Origin of the sequence: Paenibacillus aurantiacus, assembly GCF_042431225.1 — a bacterium.
Classification (GTDB): domain Bacteria; phylum Bacillota; class Bacilli; order Paenibacillales; family Paenibacillaceae; genus Paenibacillus_Z; species Paenibacillus_Z aurantiacus.
Window position 1 is genome coordinate 77,215 of the sequence record NZ_JBHMDO010000056.1, and the last position, 16,940, is coordinate 94,154.

8 protein-coding genes are annotated in these 16,940 nt (G+C 61.7%); 2 read left to right on the plus strand and 6 right to left on the minus strand.

Going from position 1 to position 16,940, the window contains the following annotated elements:
• Positions 1 to 175 precede the first annotated feature (175 nt).
• The 6 genes from ACFFSY_RS34840 to ACFFSY_RS34865 all read right to left on the minus strand — a co-directional run bounded on the left by ACFFSY_RS34840 (position 176) and on the right by ACFFSY_RS34865 (position 11,809).
• Positions 176 to 3,346 (minus strand): beta-galactosidase, encoded by a 3,171-nt coding sequence (locus ACFFSY_RS34840; protein WP_377503189.1) that lies wholly within the window; start codon positions 3,344 to 3,346, stop codon positions 176 to 178.
• Positions 3,347 to 3,464: 118 nt separating this feature from the next.
• On the minus strand, positions 3,465 to 5,012 hold the full coding sequence (locus ACFFSY_RS34845; protein ID WP_377503191.1) for an ABC transporter substrate-binding protein: 1,548 nt from the start codon (positions 5,010 to 5,012) through the stop codon (positions 3,465 to 3,467).
• A 77-nt stretch (positions 5,013 to 5,089) separates the two neighbouring features.
• Positions 5,090 to 6,043: a carbohydrate ABC transporter permease gene (locus ACFFSY_RS34850; RefSeq protein ID WP_377503192.1), complete on the minus strand. Its 954-nt coding sequence runs from the start codon at positions 6,041 to 6,043 to the stop codon at positions 5,090 to 5,092.
• Between the two features lie 23 nt (positions 6,044 to 6,066).
• Positions 6,067 to 6,948, minus strand: coding sequence for an ABC transporter permease (locus ACFFSY_RS34855; RefSeq protein ID WP_377503232.1), 882 nt, complete (start codon positions 6,946 to 6,948; stop codon positions 6,067 to 6,069).
• Between the two features lie 1,256 nt (positions 6,949 to 8,204).
• Complete coding sequence (locus tag ACFFSY_RS34860) at positions 8,205 to 9,980, minus strand: response regulator (protein WP_377503194.1); 1,776 nt, start codon at positions 9,978 to 9,980, stop codon at positions 8,205 to 8,207.
• On the minus strand, positions 9,977 to 11,809 hold the full coding sequence (locus ACFFSY_RS34865) for a cache domain-containing sensor histidine kinase (protein WP_377503196.1): 1,833 nt from the start codon (positions 11,807 to 11,809) through the stop codon (positions 9,977 to 9,979). The genes ACFFSY_RS34860 and ACFFSY_RS34865 overlap by 4 nt, the downstream gene beginning before the upstream one ends.
• Before the next feature lie 364 nt (positions 11,810 to 12,173).
• On the opposite strand from ACFFSY_RS34865, the gene ACFFSY_RS34870 reads away from it, so the two are divergent.
• Together ACFFSY_RS34870 and ACFFSY_RS34875 are read left to right on the plus strand one after the other, a co-directional pair.
• Entirely contained in the window at positions 12,174 to 15,488 is a 3,315-nt protein-coding gene (locus ACFFSY_RS34870) for an alpha-mannosidase (protein WP_377503198.1), read from the plus strand.
• 163 nt (positions 15,489 to 15,651) lie between these two features.
• Complete coding sequence (locus tag ACFFSY_RS34875; RefSeq protein ID WP_377503200.1) at positions 15,652 to 16,938, plus strand: glycoside hydrolase family 125 protein; 1,287 nt, start codon at positions 15,652 to 15,654, stop codon at positions 16,936 to 16,938.
• Positions 16,939 to 16,940 lie beyond the last annotated feature (2 nt).

The window sequence follows — 16,940 nt, forward strand, 5'->3', positions numbered from 1 at the left end:
TGCTCGTGCCAAGTCCGAAATTCAGCATGCCGACCAACTGGCAGCCCCTTGCGATGTTTCCTTCGTTCAACGTTCCTTGGTCGATCAACGCAGTCCCGCGAATATGATTATTGACCGCTACACAACCAACGCGCCGATCTCCGCTGCCACGCGCTTCGCGTTCGCCGCGGTCGCGTCAATTGAGCTTCTCCACCGCCTGCCCCCGGTACGCCGCCCGAATCTCCCCATCCAGTCCGGCCGCGAACATCGCGATTCGTCCCGGTGCCAGCTCAAAACGGTACGTCCCGCCATGCTCGGGATCGCGAACCGCCACGGTCGCCGCGTACGCATACTCCGATACGAAAATATACAGCGCCCCCTCCGCAAAACGCAGCTTCCGTCCGTACAGACCGGCGTTCTCGCCGCCTTCCAGCCACTCCAGCTCCCGCTTCACGCCGGCCTCTGACAGCGCATGCTCGTACAGCCGCGAGATCGCATCTGTCCGCTCGCTAAGCTCCACCGGCAAGCCGCACCAGATGACGCGTCCGCGTCCGACCGGCCACTGCATCACCTTCGGCATCGCGCCGCCGCTTACGTCCGCTGCTGCAGGCGCTTCCTTGCACAGCTCGGCGATCTTGCGCTGGCCGAACGGCGCCGGCACGACTGCGCCATCCAGCTCGAATGCGTCCTCGCGAAGCACGTTCGCCAGCCGAGTCTCGCCCGTGTGCGACGCCGCCCTCGGCTTCTGGCGCCAATACGCATCCAGTCCGATCGGTCCCGTATACAGCAGCGCCGCGCCCGTCGCGCCGACGATGTCCATCAGCGTATCGAACGCCTCGTCGCTGAAGTTGTGCGGACTCGGCACGACGATCAGCCGGGCGGGCGCCTTGCGCAGCTCCTCCAGCTGATATTCCCCTACGCCGCGAAAATGCACGTTCATCCCATAGCTCAGCACCCGGGTTAATCGGCTCGTCGCCTCTGCGGCGAGACGACGATTGCCCAGATCGTTGCTGTACGGGAACACGACCGCGACATCTGCCGCCTGCCGTCCGCGGAACAACTCCCCGATCTCCGCCATGAACCGGCCAAAGTCATAGCTGACGTCCGCCTCCGGCTTCTCCGTCCCGTCCGCGCGCAGCGCTCCGATGTTGGATTCGTTCACATTGTCCATGTAATAGTTCGTGTTCCAAATCCACTGCACGGCCCCCGCGCCGCCGGTCGCGAATGCGTACGCGTATTTGCGCTCGAGCAGATCGCGCAGCTCCTCCTCCGACCGCTTCGCCCGTCCGTCCGGCGTCTCCACGTACATGATGCCGGTCTCCTGGATCAGGTTCGGCTTGCCTTCCATCTTCGAGAACACGCCGTCCCATACCAATTGGTCATTCAGCCACCACGAGTGGTTCGTCGTGTAATCCGCGATCGGCGCGTAGAAATGCGTCGACGGCCGCTGCGCCCCCAGCGCTTCGTCCTGGCCGACCGTGATCAGCTGGCGCGGCTGCAGCGCGCGAAGCGTCGCGTTCATCTCCCGCGCCCACTCATTAAACATCTCCATCGCGAACAGCGAATAATCGAGCCAGCGCGTCCCTTTCTTGCCCGAGCGCATGTCCTGCACGTCGAAGTTGATATCCTCCGCCTCCGGCGGCATGACCGCCTCGAACGACGGCAGCTGCTCGGGCGTCATGTTCCACCGAGCCTGCAGCGCTTCAATGCTGCTGCCGTGCCGCTCGCGCAGCCAAGCGCGGAACGCACGCTGCTCGTGCGGATCGCGGGCCGTGCGCGGACCTTCGAAAATCCGCTTCGGATCGAACACCGACGGCTCGTTGATCAGATCCCAGTGGACATGCTTGCTCTCCCGGTGGCGGGAGGCGATGAAGGCGAGGAACCGCTTCTGCGCCGCGATGCTCCGCGGATCGAGATACGGATTGGTCCCCTCCCACGCTTCCGGCGCGAAGGAGAAGAACGTGAACGTGACTTCCAACCCGTGCCGCTTCGCCGTCAGCAAGAACGCATCGATTGCGCGCAGCGTCTCCTCCGACGCATGTCCGTCCTCGTACATATAGTTCCGGTAGGCCGTCCAAATACCGGTACGAATCAGGTTGATGCCGGCCTTCTTCATGGTCGCCATGTCGCGGTCCCAGACGGAGGCATTCGGCAGGAACAGGAATTTGCGCGCCAGGTCCGACGTCATGTACGTCATGCCGACGATCGGTACCGGCTTGCCTTCGCGTTCGAAATAATCCGAACCGCACGTAAGGAAGCTGCCTTCGGCAAGCAACGCGTCGTCCCGGCACCAGACGCCCTGCCGAAGCACGCGACGCTCGCCTTGCTCGCTCGTCATCGCAAGCTCGGCCTCGTAATAGCCGGGCGCGAGCGGCACCGGAACGCGGATGCGCTCGATGGCAAGCTCGCTTGTCGCCGTTACGCTCCACTCGCGCGTCCAGATAGACGGCTCGGCCTCGGCCTCGGCCACAACCGCCGATGCCGCGCCTGATTCGCTCCGGCCCCATGCGCGGCGGAAGCTCAATCTCGCTTGCCAACGGGTATCGCCCGATCCGGCGCCTGCGCTCCCCCCGCCTAACGCCTGCACCTGCAGCTTCAGCACCGGACGGTCGCCCTCGTCATAGCTGGCGTACATCGGCATAAGCCACATCTCCGTCACGCCGCGTGCGCAGAATGCCGCCCACTCCGCCAGCGCCTGCGCGCCGCCGCTGCGCCAGAAGCGCTCGCCCAGCGCTTGGTTCGCCATCAGCCAGCGGCTGCCCGCGAATTCGCCGCGCGCGTATTCCAGCAGCACGATCGGGGCCGCGATCTCCCGTCCTTCGGCGCTGATTCCTTTCAGCAGCGGATAGATCCGTCCGTCCATCGGACCGGACGTCCCCATCTCGTGCGGATGATCGCTCAGCTTCGTCAGATGGAGCACGAGGCCGTACGTCGGCGCTTTCTCCCATGCTCCCGCCATGGATGCCGCGGCCGGAATTTCGCCGGATGCTTCATATCGCGCAATATTCGCCTCGTTAACCTTTAACGCCTCGTGGATATGCAGCTGCTGATGGTACGCGGTCTGCTCCGGCTCGCACGTCCAACCGTCTACCTCGCGAACGACCGGCACGCGGAACGGAATGCCACCGAGGCTGACGAGTCCGCCGCCGCGCCGCAAGTAGTCCAATATCGCGGGCCACGCCGCCTTCGGGAAGTATGGCGCATGCACGTTGACGAAGCTGCCGCCTGCCGCGCCGCGCAGCGCCTCCGCCAGTCCGTCGGCATCTGCGATGACCGCTCCTTTCGCCAGCATCTGAAGATCCGCCACCCCCGGCCGTGCATTATCGATCGGAAAGTTAGCATCGTAAAATATGATGGTCTTGCTCATCGTCCGTCTCCTTTCAGGCTTCGGCATCGGTGCCGAGCCTCCTCCCATTGAAGCGCTCGTCGAATGCGACAAACGCGGCAGCCATTCCCGGCTGCCGCGCTTATTCACATCCTCATACTTATTTGCCGTTCGCTGCTTTCCAGTCGTCGAACTGCTTCTGCGCTTCGGCGATGACTTTGTCGAGGCCGGCAGCCTTCAGCTTCTCGATCGCCTTCGGCAGGTATTCGTCCGGATCGACCGAGCCGGTCATGATCGACGGGTAGAATTCCTTGACGATCGCGGAGATCGACGCGACTTCCGTCTTCACCGGATCCGGATTGAAGTTGAAGCCGAAGCTCGGCGCGACGATCGCGGAGTCGTTGAACTTCTTGAACGCGTCCCACTTGTCGGCCGGATCTTCTTTGTGCAGGTACGTCAGGAACAGGTTGCCGAGGGCGAAGCCCGGCATTTGGAAGCCATCCTTCATCGCCGGCAAGTCTTCAATGACGTTATCGGACAATTTCTTATAGTGCGTGCCTTCGATGCCGTAGTTGATCAGGTTGCGCAGGTACGGATCCGTGTTCAGCAAATTCAGGAACATCATGGCGCGCTCCGGATTTTTGGAGTTGGCCGAGATGGCGTGCATCGCGCCCGTCGCCGAGCCGGTGAAGATAACCGGGTCCTGCATCGGGTTCGAGACGATGTCGTAGCCCGCGCTGCGGGACCAGCCGAGGTCCGCGTACGGCTGCGTCTGCTCGCGGTCCGCGAACCATTTGCCCGTCTTGATGTTGTCGATGCCATCCAGCGTCGCTACGTCCTTGCGCAGGTAGCCCGCTTGGTAGTATTTGCGAATCGTCGCCAGGGAGCTCTTCAGCTCGGCGGATTCGAGAATGTTGACGTATCTGCCTTCCTTGTCGTTGAGATTGATACCCACCGGGAACTCGTCGCCGAGCAGGAAGTCGAACGGCACGTACGGCTTGAAGCCTTTCGGCACGGCCAGCGGCGTAATGTCGGCCGGCTCGCCGTTCTTGATCTGCTTCAGGTACGGCTCCAAATCCTCGAGCGTGCGGATCTTCGTCACGTCGATCTTGTATTTGTCCACGTACTGCTTGTTGAAGCGCCATACCCACTGGGAAGCGAGCTCCTTGTTCACCGGCACGGCATAGTTCTTGCCGTCGATCTGCGAACCGCTCAGGAAGCGCGGGTCGAGGTTCTCCTTAATCCCTTGGCCGTACTTATCCAGCAGATCGTTGATCGGCATGAACGCGCCGCGCGTCGCGTTCGGCAGGTAATCGAACGCCCACGAGGACGTGAAGGCGATGTCGAAATTCTCGCCGGAGGTCGTGATGACCTGCATCCGCTTGGAATAATCGCCCCAGTCGATCATCGTAATGTCGACGGTTGCGTTGATTTTCTCGGTCAGGTATTTGTTCATCTCGTCCTGCACCTGCGGCAGATCGCGCTGCGGACCGCCGATCATGTACACTTTGAGCTTCACCGGGTCCAGCTTGGCCTCGCCTTCGCTGCCCGCATTCTTCTCGCCAGCCGCATTGCTGCCCGCGTTACCCGCTTCATTCTTCGGCGCATTTGCGTTGCCGCCTCCATTGTCGCCGCCACAGCCGGCCAGCGCCGTCGTGGACGCCAGCATCAGCGTCGCCAGCGTGAGCATCATTTTTCTCGATTTCATACGTCTCCCCCTTAAGGATAAGTATTCGTATAGGAGCCGCCCATTATGGGCGGGTACAACCTTTGCGCGCAACCGCGTTACTCTTTGACCGACCCGATCGTCAGCCCCTGGATGAAATATTTCTGGAAGAACGGATACGCCAGCGCGATCGGCAGCGTTGCCAGGACGACCATCGCCATCCGCACCGTCTCCGTCGGCAGCGTCGCGGCAATGTCGTACGAGACGACCTTGCTGCTGTTGGTAACGACGAAGTCCATGTTGTTCTGGATGCGGATGAGCAGCGTCTGCAGCGGAATGAGGTTCGGGCTGTCGATGTAGAGCAGCGCGTTGAACCAGTCGTTCCAGAAGCCGAGCGTGCTGAACAATCCGATCGTCGCGATGCCCGGCAGCGAGATCGGCAGGACGATCCGCGTATAGATGCCGAACTCCGACGCCCCGTCGATTTTGGCCGATTCGATGATCGCATCCGGCACCGTCGTCGCGAAGAACGTCCGCATGACGATGATGTAGAAGGCGTTCAGAATCGACGGCAGAATGAGCGCCCACAGCGTGTCCCGCAGATGCAGGAACTGCGTCATGACGATGTAGCCCGGCACGAGTCCGCCCGAGAACAGCATCGTGAAGAAGGCGAGGAAGCTGAAGAACCGGCGCTGCGCGAAGTTTTTGCGCGAGATCGCGTAAGCGTAGGTCGAGACGAGGTACAACGTGAGGATCGTGCCGATGACCGTCACGAGCAGCGTTACCCCGAACGACTGCAGCATTTGCTGGCCGGATTGCATCAGGAATCGATAGGCTTCCAGTGAGAACTTCCTCGGGATGATCGAGAAGCCGTCGATGGCGAGCGTCTTCTCGTCGGTGAGCGAGATGATGATGATGAACAGGAACGGGAACACGCAGGAGAGGGCGAACAGCCCGATCGCCGCGTTGAACACCGCGTTCCACAGCGGCGAGATGCCGCCGATCGTGCGATTTCGCCGACCGGACCGCACCGCGACCGCTCCTTGCGGGATCGATTCGCGCAAGTCAGCCATTGCAAGCACCCCCTTGCCGAATCTTAAAATACGGCATAATCTTTTTCAATTTTGCGCACCGCCCAGTTGGCGGTCAGAACGAGAATCAAGCCGACGAACGATTGATACAACCCCGCCGCCGTGCTCATGCCCATGTCGCCCATGATGGTGAGACCCCGGTAGACGAAGGTGTCGATGACGTTCGTGACCGGATAGAGCGCGCCGGAATCCCGCGTCACCTGGTAGAACAGACCGAAGTCCGAGCGGAAGATGCCGCCGAGGTTAAGCACGGTCAGAATAATCATCAGTGGCTTCAGCTGCGGCAGCGTAATGTTCTTGATCTGCTGCCATTTGCTCGCCCCGTCGATCATGGCCGCCTCGTACAGCGATTTGTCGATGCCCGCGATCGCCGCGAGGTAGACGACGCTGCCGTAGCCGGCGTTCTTCCACAAGCCGAGCAGGATGAGGAAATACGGCCAATATGTCGTCTCGTTGTACCAGCTAACCGGATCGGCGCCGAAGTACGCGAGAATTTGATTGAACACGCCTTTCTCGACGTTCAGGAACGAGAAGACGAAGTAGCTGATAATAACCCAGGACAGAAAGTACGGCATGAACATCGCCGTCTGGTACATTTTCGCCAGCCGCTTGTTCAGCAGCTCGTTCATGACGATCGCCAGCGTCACCGCCAGGACCAGGCCGAGCGCGATGAGGCCGACGTTATACAGGATGGTATTGCGCGTGATAATGTAAGCGTCGTTGGTCGAGAACAGAAACTCGAAATTTTTGAATCCGACCCAATCGCTCTCGTAGACGCTCTTGAAAAAGCCGCCCGGATGAATCCGGAAATCCTTGAACGCGATGATCGTTCCGAACATCGGCAGGTAGGCAAAGATGATAAACCACGCGGCTCCCGGCAGTACCATCAGAAGAAACGCCTTGTTCTTCAGCAGACTCTTCAAGATGCCAGGCACGGCTGCTCCCTCCTTCGTGCTTCGCGAATCCGCTTGCCCGCCCCGTCCGCCGATCCCCTATAATCGGCTCGCGATTTGGCGCAAGCATTAACATGTGGTGCAATGGATCCTTTCGTTCACCCTTGCCCCTATTATGCGAGCCGGAGCGCCGCGCCGAATAGTTGAAAAATGCTCGGCCCACGTGGACAAATTAAAGATAGCGTTTTCATGAAACAGGGGAAAAGCGGATGAAACCCGCGTGGTTGCAGGATTTCGCATCGTGGACAAGGGGTGGACTCCGTTGGCTGCGAGCTTCGTCTGCTGGACTTAGTGGTCCTCTCGCAATCTGTGATCGGGGGGCTGTGCGGGTCGAAAATAAGGCCTCATCTCCCGAGAATCGCGAATTCGAGCAGGCCACGTACTCCGAGGAACAGCAAGATGGAGGCGGGATCTAGCTACCTCTTGCGATTCCCGCACGCACGGAAAAAGGGGCCGCTCCCCATCAGCCGAAGATGATGTTGGGGACGCCCCTGTATGGATTGGCGCTGCACGCACCCAGCTCGGCACGTTGGGCAATAGTCGAACTCCCGCCACTACCGGTGCGCACTTGCTCGGCACACCACTCAATAGTCGCGCTCTCGCCACTATCGGCGCGCACTTGCTCCGTCAACGGCCAATAGTTGCGCACAGCCCACTATTAGCCCCCACTTGCTCCACGCACCGCTCAATAGTTGCGCTCACGCCACTATCGGCGTGCACTTGTTCCGTCGACGGCCAATAGTTGCGCACAGCCCACTATTGGCCCCACTTGCTCGGCATACCGCTCAATAGTCGCGCTCTCGCCACTATTGGAGCCCACTCGCTCCGTCGACGGCCCAATAGTTGCGCACAGCCCACTATTGGCCACCACTTGCTCCGTACACCGCTCAATAGTCGCGCTCACGCCACTATCGGCGTGCACTTGCTCCGTCGACGGCCAATAGTTGCGCACAGCCCACTATTGGCCCCACTTGCTCCACGCACCGCTCAATAGTTGCACTCCCGCCACTATCGACGCGCACTTGCTCCTTCGACGGCCCAATAGTTGCGCACAGCCCACTATTGCTTCCCACTTGCTCGGCACGACGCTCAATAGTCGCGCTCTCGCCACAATTGGCCCCCACTTGCTCCACCCGACGCTCAATAGTCGTACTCACGCCACTAACGGCGCACGCACCCAGCCCCGCCGCTCACTTCTTCTGGTACATCGCGCGCAGCTCGGTCGGCGACACGCCCGCGTATTTCTTGAACTGGCGATAGAAGTACGACGTGTCCCAATAGCCGACCTCGGCCGCGATCTCGGCCGTCTTCTTGTCCGTGTACAGCAGCAGCTGCGTGGCCCGCTCGACCCGGTACTGGTTGACGTAATCCGAGAAGCTCGTGCCCGCCTCCTGCTGGAACAGCTGGCCCAGATAGTTCGGGTGCAAGCCCAGCTTCTGGCTGAGCGTCTTGAGCGAAAGCTCCTCCTGATAATGGGCCTTCACGTAATCGAGCGCGGCCGCGACATGCGGACTATACTCCGCCTTCGTCTCCGCTTCCTGGAGCGAGCCGAGAATTGCCTGAACGAGCGTCTTCGTCCGCTCCCGCAGCCCGTGCAGCGTATGGATGCGGGCGAGCGGCGCGAACATGTCGCCATAGTCGGGACTCGTCTCCAGCTCCTTCGCCGCCAGCATGAGCGCGATCGCCGCATTGACGTACGGCGCGCGCAGGAGCGGACGACAAGCCGTCGTCTCGGCAAAATATTCATCGATGAACGCGTCGAGCGCCGCCAAATCTCCCTCCCGCAGCAGCTGGTGGAACCGGTCGAGCGCCGGCGGACCGGGCTGCTTGCCGCCAGCAGGAGCAGCATCCGCCAAGGCGCGCTCCGCCCCGTCCGCGGACGGCGAACGCCCCGCCATAGCAGCTGAGCTGTCGCTGCTCCCCGGCGGCGACGAACGCTCCGGCGTCAGACGATCGCCCCATGCGCCGCCTTCGCCATCCGCTATCCCGCGCATCGAGCCGTCAGCCGATGCTCCTGCCTCGCCGCCGATACCCGCCTCCGCGATCTCCGGCTCCGTCTCGCTCATGAGATGCTGCTGCAGCCACAGTTTCGCCGCCCGGAAACTATCCGGGAACCCGTCGTGGGCCTCCTCCGCCGGACCGCATACGCACCAAATCCCGGCATGCGTCTCCTCCGCCAGCCGCGCCTTCATCTGCCGCAGCGCATCCCGCTCCCAGCCGTCCGGCTCCGTCCCGCCGCCCGCCAGCATGACGATGAGATCCTCGTCCTGATCCGGGAAGCAGATCAACTCGCCGTCTTCCGGCACGAACGCCGACCCAGCCCGCTCGCACAGCTCCGCCAGCGCCGACGGATGATGCGCCAGCACACCGTCGCCGCCGTTGCCGCCGCTGCCGCCCTCGCCGCCGCGATCCGTCTCCGTCGCGACGCGCAGCACGGCCGCGCGATAGCGGCCCTTGCCCGTCGGGATGCCGAGCAGCTGCGCGCGTTCGCGGAATTCCTTCGCGTCGATCGTCGCCTGCGCCCACCGCTGCAAAATGTTGTTGCGCAGAATTTTCCAATCCTGATTCATCTGCAGCCGGCGAATCTCCTCGCGCTCCCAATCGTGCTGCATATGGCGGATCGTCGCCTCCAGCTCCTCGATGTTGACCGGCTTGAGCAGATAATTCTCGACGCCGAGCTTGATGCCTTCGCGCACATAACCGAATTCCTCATAACCGCTCAAAATGATGAATTTCGTCTGCTGGCTGCGAGCTTTCACTTCGCGAATGAGGTCCAGCCCTGTCATCTGCGGCATCATAATGTCCGTTATGAGCAGGTCGACCGGCTGCTCGCCGAGCTTTGTCAACGCTTCCAAGCCATTTGGCGCCGTTCCCGCCACCTTCAGGTTATAGGCGCTCCAGTCGATAATGGCCTGCATGCCTTCCACGATCAGCGGCTCGTCGTCCGCCAGAAACACCGTTCTCATCGCATTTCGTCCTCCCTTATGACCGGAATGTGCAGCGTAACCTCGCAGCCTTCGCCCGGCGCGCCGTCCACCGCAATACCGTATTCGCCGCCGTAGTTGAGCCGAATCCGCTCATGCACGTTGCGCAGACCGAGCGAGCCCGAGCCCGATTCGAGCGTTCCCGCATCCGCGAGCGATTGCCGGATGTCCGCCAGCTTCGCCGGTTCGATGCCCCGCCCGTTGTCCTTCACCCGGATGACGATGCGGCCGTCTTCCTCTCGCGCCGTCACCGCGATTACGTTATCCGACGCGTCCGCGCGGAAGCCGTGCACGATGTAGTTCTCGATGATCGGCTGCACGAGCAGCTTGACGACAGTGCTGCGCGCCGCCGTTTTGTCGACGTCCGTCTCCACCCGGAGCTTGGATTCATAGCGGTACTGGAACAACGCCAAATACATGCCGCACAGCTCCATCTCTTCGGCAAGCGTGACGTGGGTTTGCTTTTTGATCAAATGCCGGAACATCGTCGCCAGAATGTAGATCATCTGCCCGACGTCCCGCGCTCCGGAGCTGATCGCTTTCATCCGGATGCTCTCGAGCGTGTTGTACAGAAAATGCGGGTTGATTTGCGCCTGCAGCGCCACTAGCTGCGCGTTCTTCTGCTTGATCTCCGACACGTAGACACTCTGGATATACGCCTCCAGCCGGTCGCACATGTAGTTAAAGCTTTGCGAAATTTGCTGCAGCTCGTCCTCGCCTTCCAGCACGATGCGCTTGCTCAGGTCGCCTTCCTGCAGCCGCCGCATGTGGATGACGATTTTGCGGATCTTCTTGGAATAACGCCGGATGATCGTGAACGTGACCGCGGAGCTGACGACGATGCAGAGCAGCACGATGCCGATCAGCGCCAACCGGATCGCGGAGAGGCTCGCCTCGATCTGGGATTTCGGCGTAATGGCCGCGACGACCATCCCGGTGTTGCCGACGTTGAGCAGCTGCACCTTCGCGCGCTCCCCGAGATCCGCCCATTCCGCATCCGTATGCAGCTCGTTCCAGTAGGGGTATATGGTGTTCTCGCCGCGGCCCGCCGAGTCGAAAATAACCTCGCCCCGCGACGTCATGAGCATGATCCGATTGCCCGTATCGGTCATCTTGCCGCGCACCAGCTCCCGGATCCGGTCGGTGTTCAGCTCGAACAGCACCGCCCCGTACTTGCGCAGCGTGACCGGGTCCTTCAGCACGTTCACGTAACTGTACGGCGCGTCCGCCAGCTCGGTCCGATCGCGAAGCAGCGGCTCTTCGCCGGTGAACAGCCACGGATCGTTCTGCGCCCGCTCGAACCAGTCCGCATACCGCGCAGGCACCTTCGGCTCGTAGTAGAAATGCTGCGTGTCCCGGTTCAGCACGTAGAAATAGTTCTGGTCCGCGCTGTACAGCATGATATTGGCAATGGCCGGCTCGTCCTTAAGCAACAGCCGGAACCGGTAGTCGAAGGAGCTGCGCTCCGTCCGGTAGCTGAGCACGTATTGGTTCAGCCGCCATTTGATGAAATCCTCGTAGTCGTGCGTCAGGAAGTAGTTCAAGTCCTCGCCGATGAGCGCATCCGTGTAAATTTGCTGCACCGCGTCGTACAGCCGCTCGTACTGCTGGTTCAAGTTGATGCTGACGATGTCCAGCTCCTGCAGGCTCGTGTCCATCTGCTCGCGCACGACCCGCTGCTCGTAGTAGCGGTACGCCAGCACCGACAAGCCGATCAGCAGCAGCACCATGACGAGCGAGTAGAGCAGCAGAATTTGGTTGAACATCCGTTTCTTCAAGTGGTTATGATAAAAGGTCCGTATTTTGGACATCCGCTCCGCTGCCTCCCATGCCCCGATTGTCCCCCAGTGTAACACCGCTTCCGGAAAAAGAGCAATGCGGAGCGTGGCTGGCGAACGCGGCAACAAGGGCTGCAACCACAACCGTTATCGAGGCCGCTTACGCAGTCCCGGACAAAATACGGGTACGGTTCGCCGTTCCATCGTCGCTCGCGACAAACTGGCACGCCGCCGCTTTATTCGTCCCCGCCCGCAAATTCCATTTGACCAATTTCCGAACCTCCGGCTATAATGGCGTCATTCCCCTATGAACGTTTTTGGAATGTCCGCAAGACGCTTCACCCGAACTGGATCCCCCTATTTCGTTCACCCCCTACTAACCGAGGGGGCTGACCCAATGTTTCTGACCGAACACAAACTCCAAGCGCGCATACACGAATTGTCCGTGCTCCGTTACCGGGACCGCATGCCCTTTAACGCTTTTTTGTCCTACGAAGATTCCCGTCCCGACATCAATCCGTCCATGCCCGGCGAGGACGCGCAATGGGCGCCGCTTACGCAAGGCGAGACATGGAGCGGACGCGACTTATATCTATGGCTGCAGGTCGAAGCCGACATTCCCGCAAGCTGGGCGGACCGGAGGTTCCTCGGCTTATTTGACTTTGGCGACACCGGAGCCGGCAACAATTCCGGCTTCGAATCCCTCTTCTACTGGGACGGCAAGCCTTACCAAGGCGTCGATTCCAACCACAAGGAAGTGTTCCTTCCCCCTGCCGCGGCGGGCGAGCGCAAGTCTTTCGTATTCCGGCTCTGGTCGGGTCTGGAAGGCGGCGGCGTGCCGCGCGACCAAACCCATGCGTACAAACAGGCCGAGCTGTGCTGGCTCGACGAGCAGCTGGACGACCTCGTGTTCACCGGCACCGCCATTCTCGAGACGCTCAAGGTACTCGACGCGAACGCGCCAGAGCGCACGAAGCTGCTGCAGGCGCTCGATCAAGCGTTCCGCCTGATCGACTGGTCGGCGCCGGGCAGCGATGCGTTCTTCGCGTCGGCTCACGCAGCGGCGGCCGATCTGAGCACGCGGCTCGATGCGATGGAGCGCATCTCGGACGTCACCGTCACGTGCATCGGCCATACCCATATCGACGTCGCCTGGCTGTGGCGGCTGAAGCATACGCGCGAGAAATGCGCCCGTTCCTTCTCCACCGTCATGCGGCTGATGGAGATGTTCCCGGAATACACGTTCCTCCAGACGCAGCCGCAGCTGTACGACTACGTCCGCGAAGACTATCCCGAGCTGTACGAGGCGATCAAGCAGCGCGCGGCCGAAGGACGCTGGGAGGCCGGCGGCGGCATGTGGCTGGAGGCGGACTGCAACCTGACCTCGGGCGAATCGCTCGTGCGGCAGCTGCTCGTCGGCACCCGCTTCCTGCGGGACGAGTTCGGCACGGAATGCCGCTACCTGTGGCTGCCGGACGTGTTCGGCTACAGCTGGTCGCTGCCCCAAATTCTCAAGAAATCCGGCATTCACACGTTCATGACGACCAAAATCAGCTGGAACCAATACAACCGGATGCCCTTCGATACGTTCCGCTGGCGCGGCATCGACGGCTCCGAGGTGCTCACCCACTTCATCACGACGCCGGAGCCATGGTCCGAGCCGGGCTCATGGTTCTACACGTACAACGGCAAGATTATTCCGAAGACGGTCAAAGGCATTTGGGACGCCTACCGCGACAAAGAGATGAACCAAGAGCTGCTGCTCTCCTACGGCTATGGCGACGGCGGCGGCGGGGTCAACCGCGAAATGCTGGAGATGCGCCGCAGGCTGGATAAGCTGCCGGGACTGCCGAACGTGCGCACCGGCCGGGCCGACGATTATTTCGAGCGGCTGCAGCAGACGGTCGCCGAGACCGACTCGTACATCCACACATGGGACGGCGAGCTGTACTTGGAGTATCACCGCGGCACGTACACGAGCCAAGCGTACAACAAGCTCGCGAACCGGAAGCTGGAGCTCGCCTACCGCGAGGCGGAGTGGCTCGGCGCGCTGCAGAGCGTCCTGCACGCCGACTGGTCCCGCTATGACGCAAGCGCCTTGCTGGCGGGGTGGAAAATCATCCTGCGCAACCAGTTCCACGACATCATCCCCGGCTCCTCGATCCGCGAGGTGTACGAGGACAGCCGGGTCGAATATGCGGAGGCGGAAGCGATTGCGCAGCGGGTCGACGCAGAGGCCAGAGGCGCGATCATGGCGGCATCCGCGCCGCATGGCGTGGACGTGACGGGCGGAGCTCCAGTCCAAACGGTCGGCAGCGCTCCCGGGCCAAGCGGCAGCGCCGGCGTCCTGCGCCAGGCAACCGCGGAATTGGCCGCCGGCAGCGCCCCCGCGCTTCTTGCCTATGAACCTACGAACGGCAGCACATTCGCCGACAACGCGTCAACCCGCGCCTACACGGTCTGGAATTCCTCGCCGTGGACGGTGACCGGCCTTGCGGAGATCCCTGCCGGCGAACTGCCGCGCGAGGGCCACTGGACGAACGCATCCGGCGAGCTTCTACCCGCGCAGCGAGCAGACGGCAAGTGGCTTGTTGAGGCAGCTGACGTTCCGGCGCTCGGCTTTACGACGATTTATTTAGCAACCGCACCTGCCGCCTCGGCGTCTACTCCATTCACGCTAACCGACCGCGGCATCGAGACGCCGTTCTACGCGCTCGCATGGAACGAATCGGGCCAGCTCGTCCGGATTTACGACAAGCAAGCTCGGCGCGAAGTGCTCGCTCAAGGCGCCCGCGGCAACGCGCTGCAGGTGTTCGAAGATAAGCCTCTCGCGCACGAGGCGTGGGATATCGACCTGTTCTACCAGGAGAACATGCGCGAAATTCAAGATTGCGCGTCCGCCGAAGTCGTGGAGATCGGCCCGCTGCGCGCCGTCATCCGCTTCAATTGGCGGTATATGAGCTCGACGATCACGCAAGACCTGATCGTGTACGCCTCCGATCGCCGCATCGACTTCGTCACGGAAGCCGATTGGCAGGAGCGCCAGCAGCTGCTGAAAGCCGCCTTCCCGGTCGCGATCCGCTCGACGGAAGCGACCTACGACGTGCAGTTCGGCAACGTCAAGCGTCCGACTCACTGGAACACGAGCTGGGATTGGGCCCGCTTCGAATCCGTCGGCCACCAATGGGCCGACCTGTCCGACCGCGGCTACGGCGTCAGCCTGCTGAACGATTGCAAATACGGCTACGACATCAAGGACAACGTCATGCGCCTGACGCTCATCAAGAGCGCGACGCATCCGGACCCGGATGCGGACCGCGGCGAGCACCGCTTCACGTATGCCCTGCTGCCGCATGAGGGCGACTGGCTCGCGGGCGGCACGGTGAAGCAAGCTTGGCAGCTGAACGCGCCGCTTGCGGCGACGCCGGGCCAAGCCGCGACGCCGTCCCTATCCATGTTCGCGCTCTCCGGCGATACGGCGATGATCTCCGCCGTGAAGAAAGCCGAGGATGCGGACCGCGTCATCGTTCGCGTGCACGACTACTCCGGCAGCCGTAACGAGCTTGTCCTGACGAGCGACCTGCGCATCGCCGCTTGGCGGGAGACGAATCTGATGGAACAGCCGGAGAGCGAGTTCCGCGAGGAAGCGTCGATTGCCTTTGTCCTCGATCCGTACGAGATCAAGACGTTCGAGATTGATTTGCGCCGTTAACGGTTCACGGGGTAAAGCCTGAAGCGAGCCGATCGCCGCGGGAACAACGCCTTTTTTAACGACAATAATCACTTAGCTCATCAATGACCTACCGCTCGCAGGGGGCCGCCCGGCATTCGTGCCATCCGCGGCTCCCTCGGCGGCAAGAAAGGAAGTCTGCCTTATGTCCATCCCTATGCCATTATCGATCACGAAGCAATTGGACGCAGCGCGAGGCGCGCTCGCCCATCGGCCGAAGCTGCTCGAGCTGTACGCGAACTGTTTTCCGAATACGCTCCAAACGACGACCAAACTGCTCGACGACGGCACGAGCTTTGTCTTCACCGGGGATATCCCCGCGATGTGGCTGCGCGATTCCAGCGCGCAGGTGCGGCAGTACCTGCCTTTCGCCCGCGAAGACGCCGACCTGCGCCGCATCCTGGAGGGCTTGATCGAACGCCAATTTCTGTACATCGGCATGGACCCGTATGCGAACGCGTTCAATGAAGAGCCGAACGGGAAACGGTGGGACGAGGATCTCGCCGAGACGAATCCGTGGGTGTGGGAGCGCAAGTACGAGCTCGACTCGCTGTGCTATCCGATCCAGCTGGGCTACTTGTACTGGAAGGAGACCGGACGCGACGCCGTGTTCAAAGGCAGCTTCGACCGGAGCATCCGCGCCATTCTGCGCCTGATGGAGACCGAGCAATATCACATGGAGAAGTCCGACTACCGCTTCTCGCGGACGAACTGCCCGGCGCAGGATACGCTGCGCAATCAGGGCCGCGGCATGCCGGTCGGCTACACCGGCATGGTGTGGAGCGGCTTCCGGCCGAGCGACGACGCGTGCACCTTCGGCTACCACATTCCGTCGAACATGTTCGCCGCCGTCGTGCTCGGCTACGTCCGGGAGATCGCGGAGACCGTCATGAACGACGCTTATTTGGCCGCCTGGGCCGCGCGCCTCGAGGACGACATCCGGTATGGCATCGAGACGTACGGCATCTATCGCCATCCGGTCCACGGCCCGATGTACGCCTACGAAACCGACGGCTTCGGCCACTACGCCCTCATGGACGACGCGAACGTACCGAGCCTGCTCGCGATTCCGTATCTCGGGTATACGGACGCGGCGAATCCGGTGTACATGAACACGCGCCGGTTTATTTTGAGTCCGGAGAACCCGTATTTCTACCGGGGCACGGCAGCGGAGGGCATCGGCAGCCCGCATACGCCGCCCCGTTATATTTGGCCGATCAGCCTGACGATGCAGGCGCTCACGTCCACGTCGGAAGAGGAGGTCGGCCGCATCGTCGCCATGCTGGAGAGGACGGACGCCGGGACCGGATTTATGCACGAAGGCTTTCACGTCGACGATCCGGCGCAGTTCACGCGGCCGTGGTTCGCGTGGGCGAATAGTTTGTTCAGCGAGTTAATAACGGGACTTATGAAAGACGGAAAACTCGGGTAAGG

What these genes read in the sequence shown, in the direction of transcription:
- ACFFSY_RS34870 (WP_377503198.1), top strand. Translation starts at nt 12,174, where the DNA reads ATGTTTCTGACCGAACACAAACTCCAAGCGCGCATACACGAATTGTCC.
- ACFFSY_RS34840 (WP_377503189.1), bottom strand. Translation starts at nt 3,346, where the DNA reads ATGAGCAAGACCATCATATTTTACGATGCTAACTTTCCGATCGATAAT.
- ACFFSY_RS34850 (WP_377503192.1), bottom strand. Translation starts at nt 6,043, where the DNA reads ATGGCTGACTTGCGCGAATCGATCCCGCAAGGAGCGGTCGCGGTGCGG.
- ACFFSY_RS34845 (WP_377503191.1), bottom strand. Translation starts at nt 5,012, where the DNA reads ATGAAATCGAGAAAAATGATGCTCACGCTGGCGACGCTGATGCTGGCG.
- ACFFSY_RS34875 (WP_377503200.1), top strand. Translation starts at nt 15,652, where the DNA reads ATGTCCATCCCTATGCCATTATCGATCACGAAGCAATTGGACGCAGCG.
- ACFFSY_RS34860 (WP_377503194.1), bottom strand. Translation starts at nt 9,980, where the DNA reads ATGAGAACGGTGTTTCTGGCGGACGACGAGCCGCTGATCGTGGAAGGC.
- ACFFSY_RS34865 (WP_377503196.1), bottom strand. Translation starts at nt 11,809, where the DNA reads ATGTCCAAAATACGGACCTTTTATCATAACCACTTGAAGAAACGGATG.
- ACFFSY_RS34855 (WP_377503232.1), bottom strand. Translation starts at nt 6,948, where the DNA reads ATGGTACTGCCGGGAGCCGCGTGGTTTATCATCTTTGCCTACCTGCCG.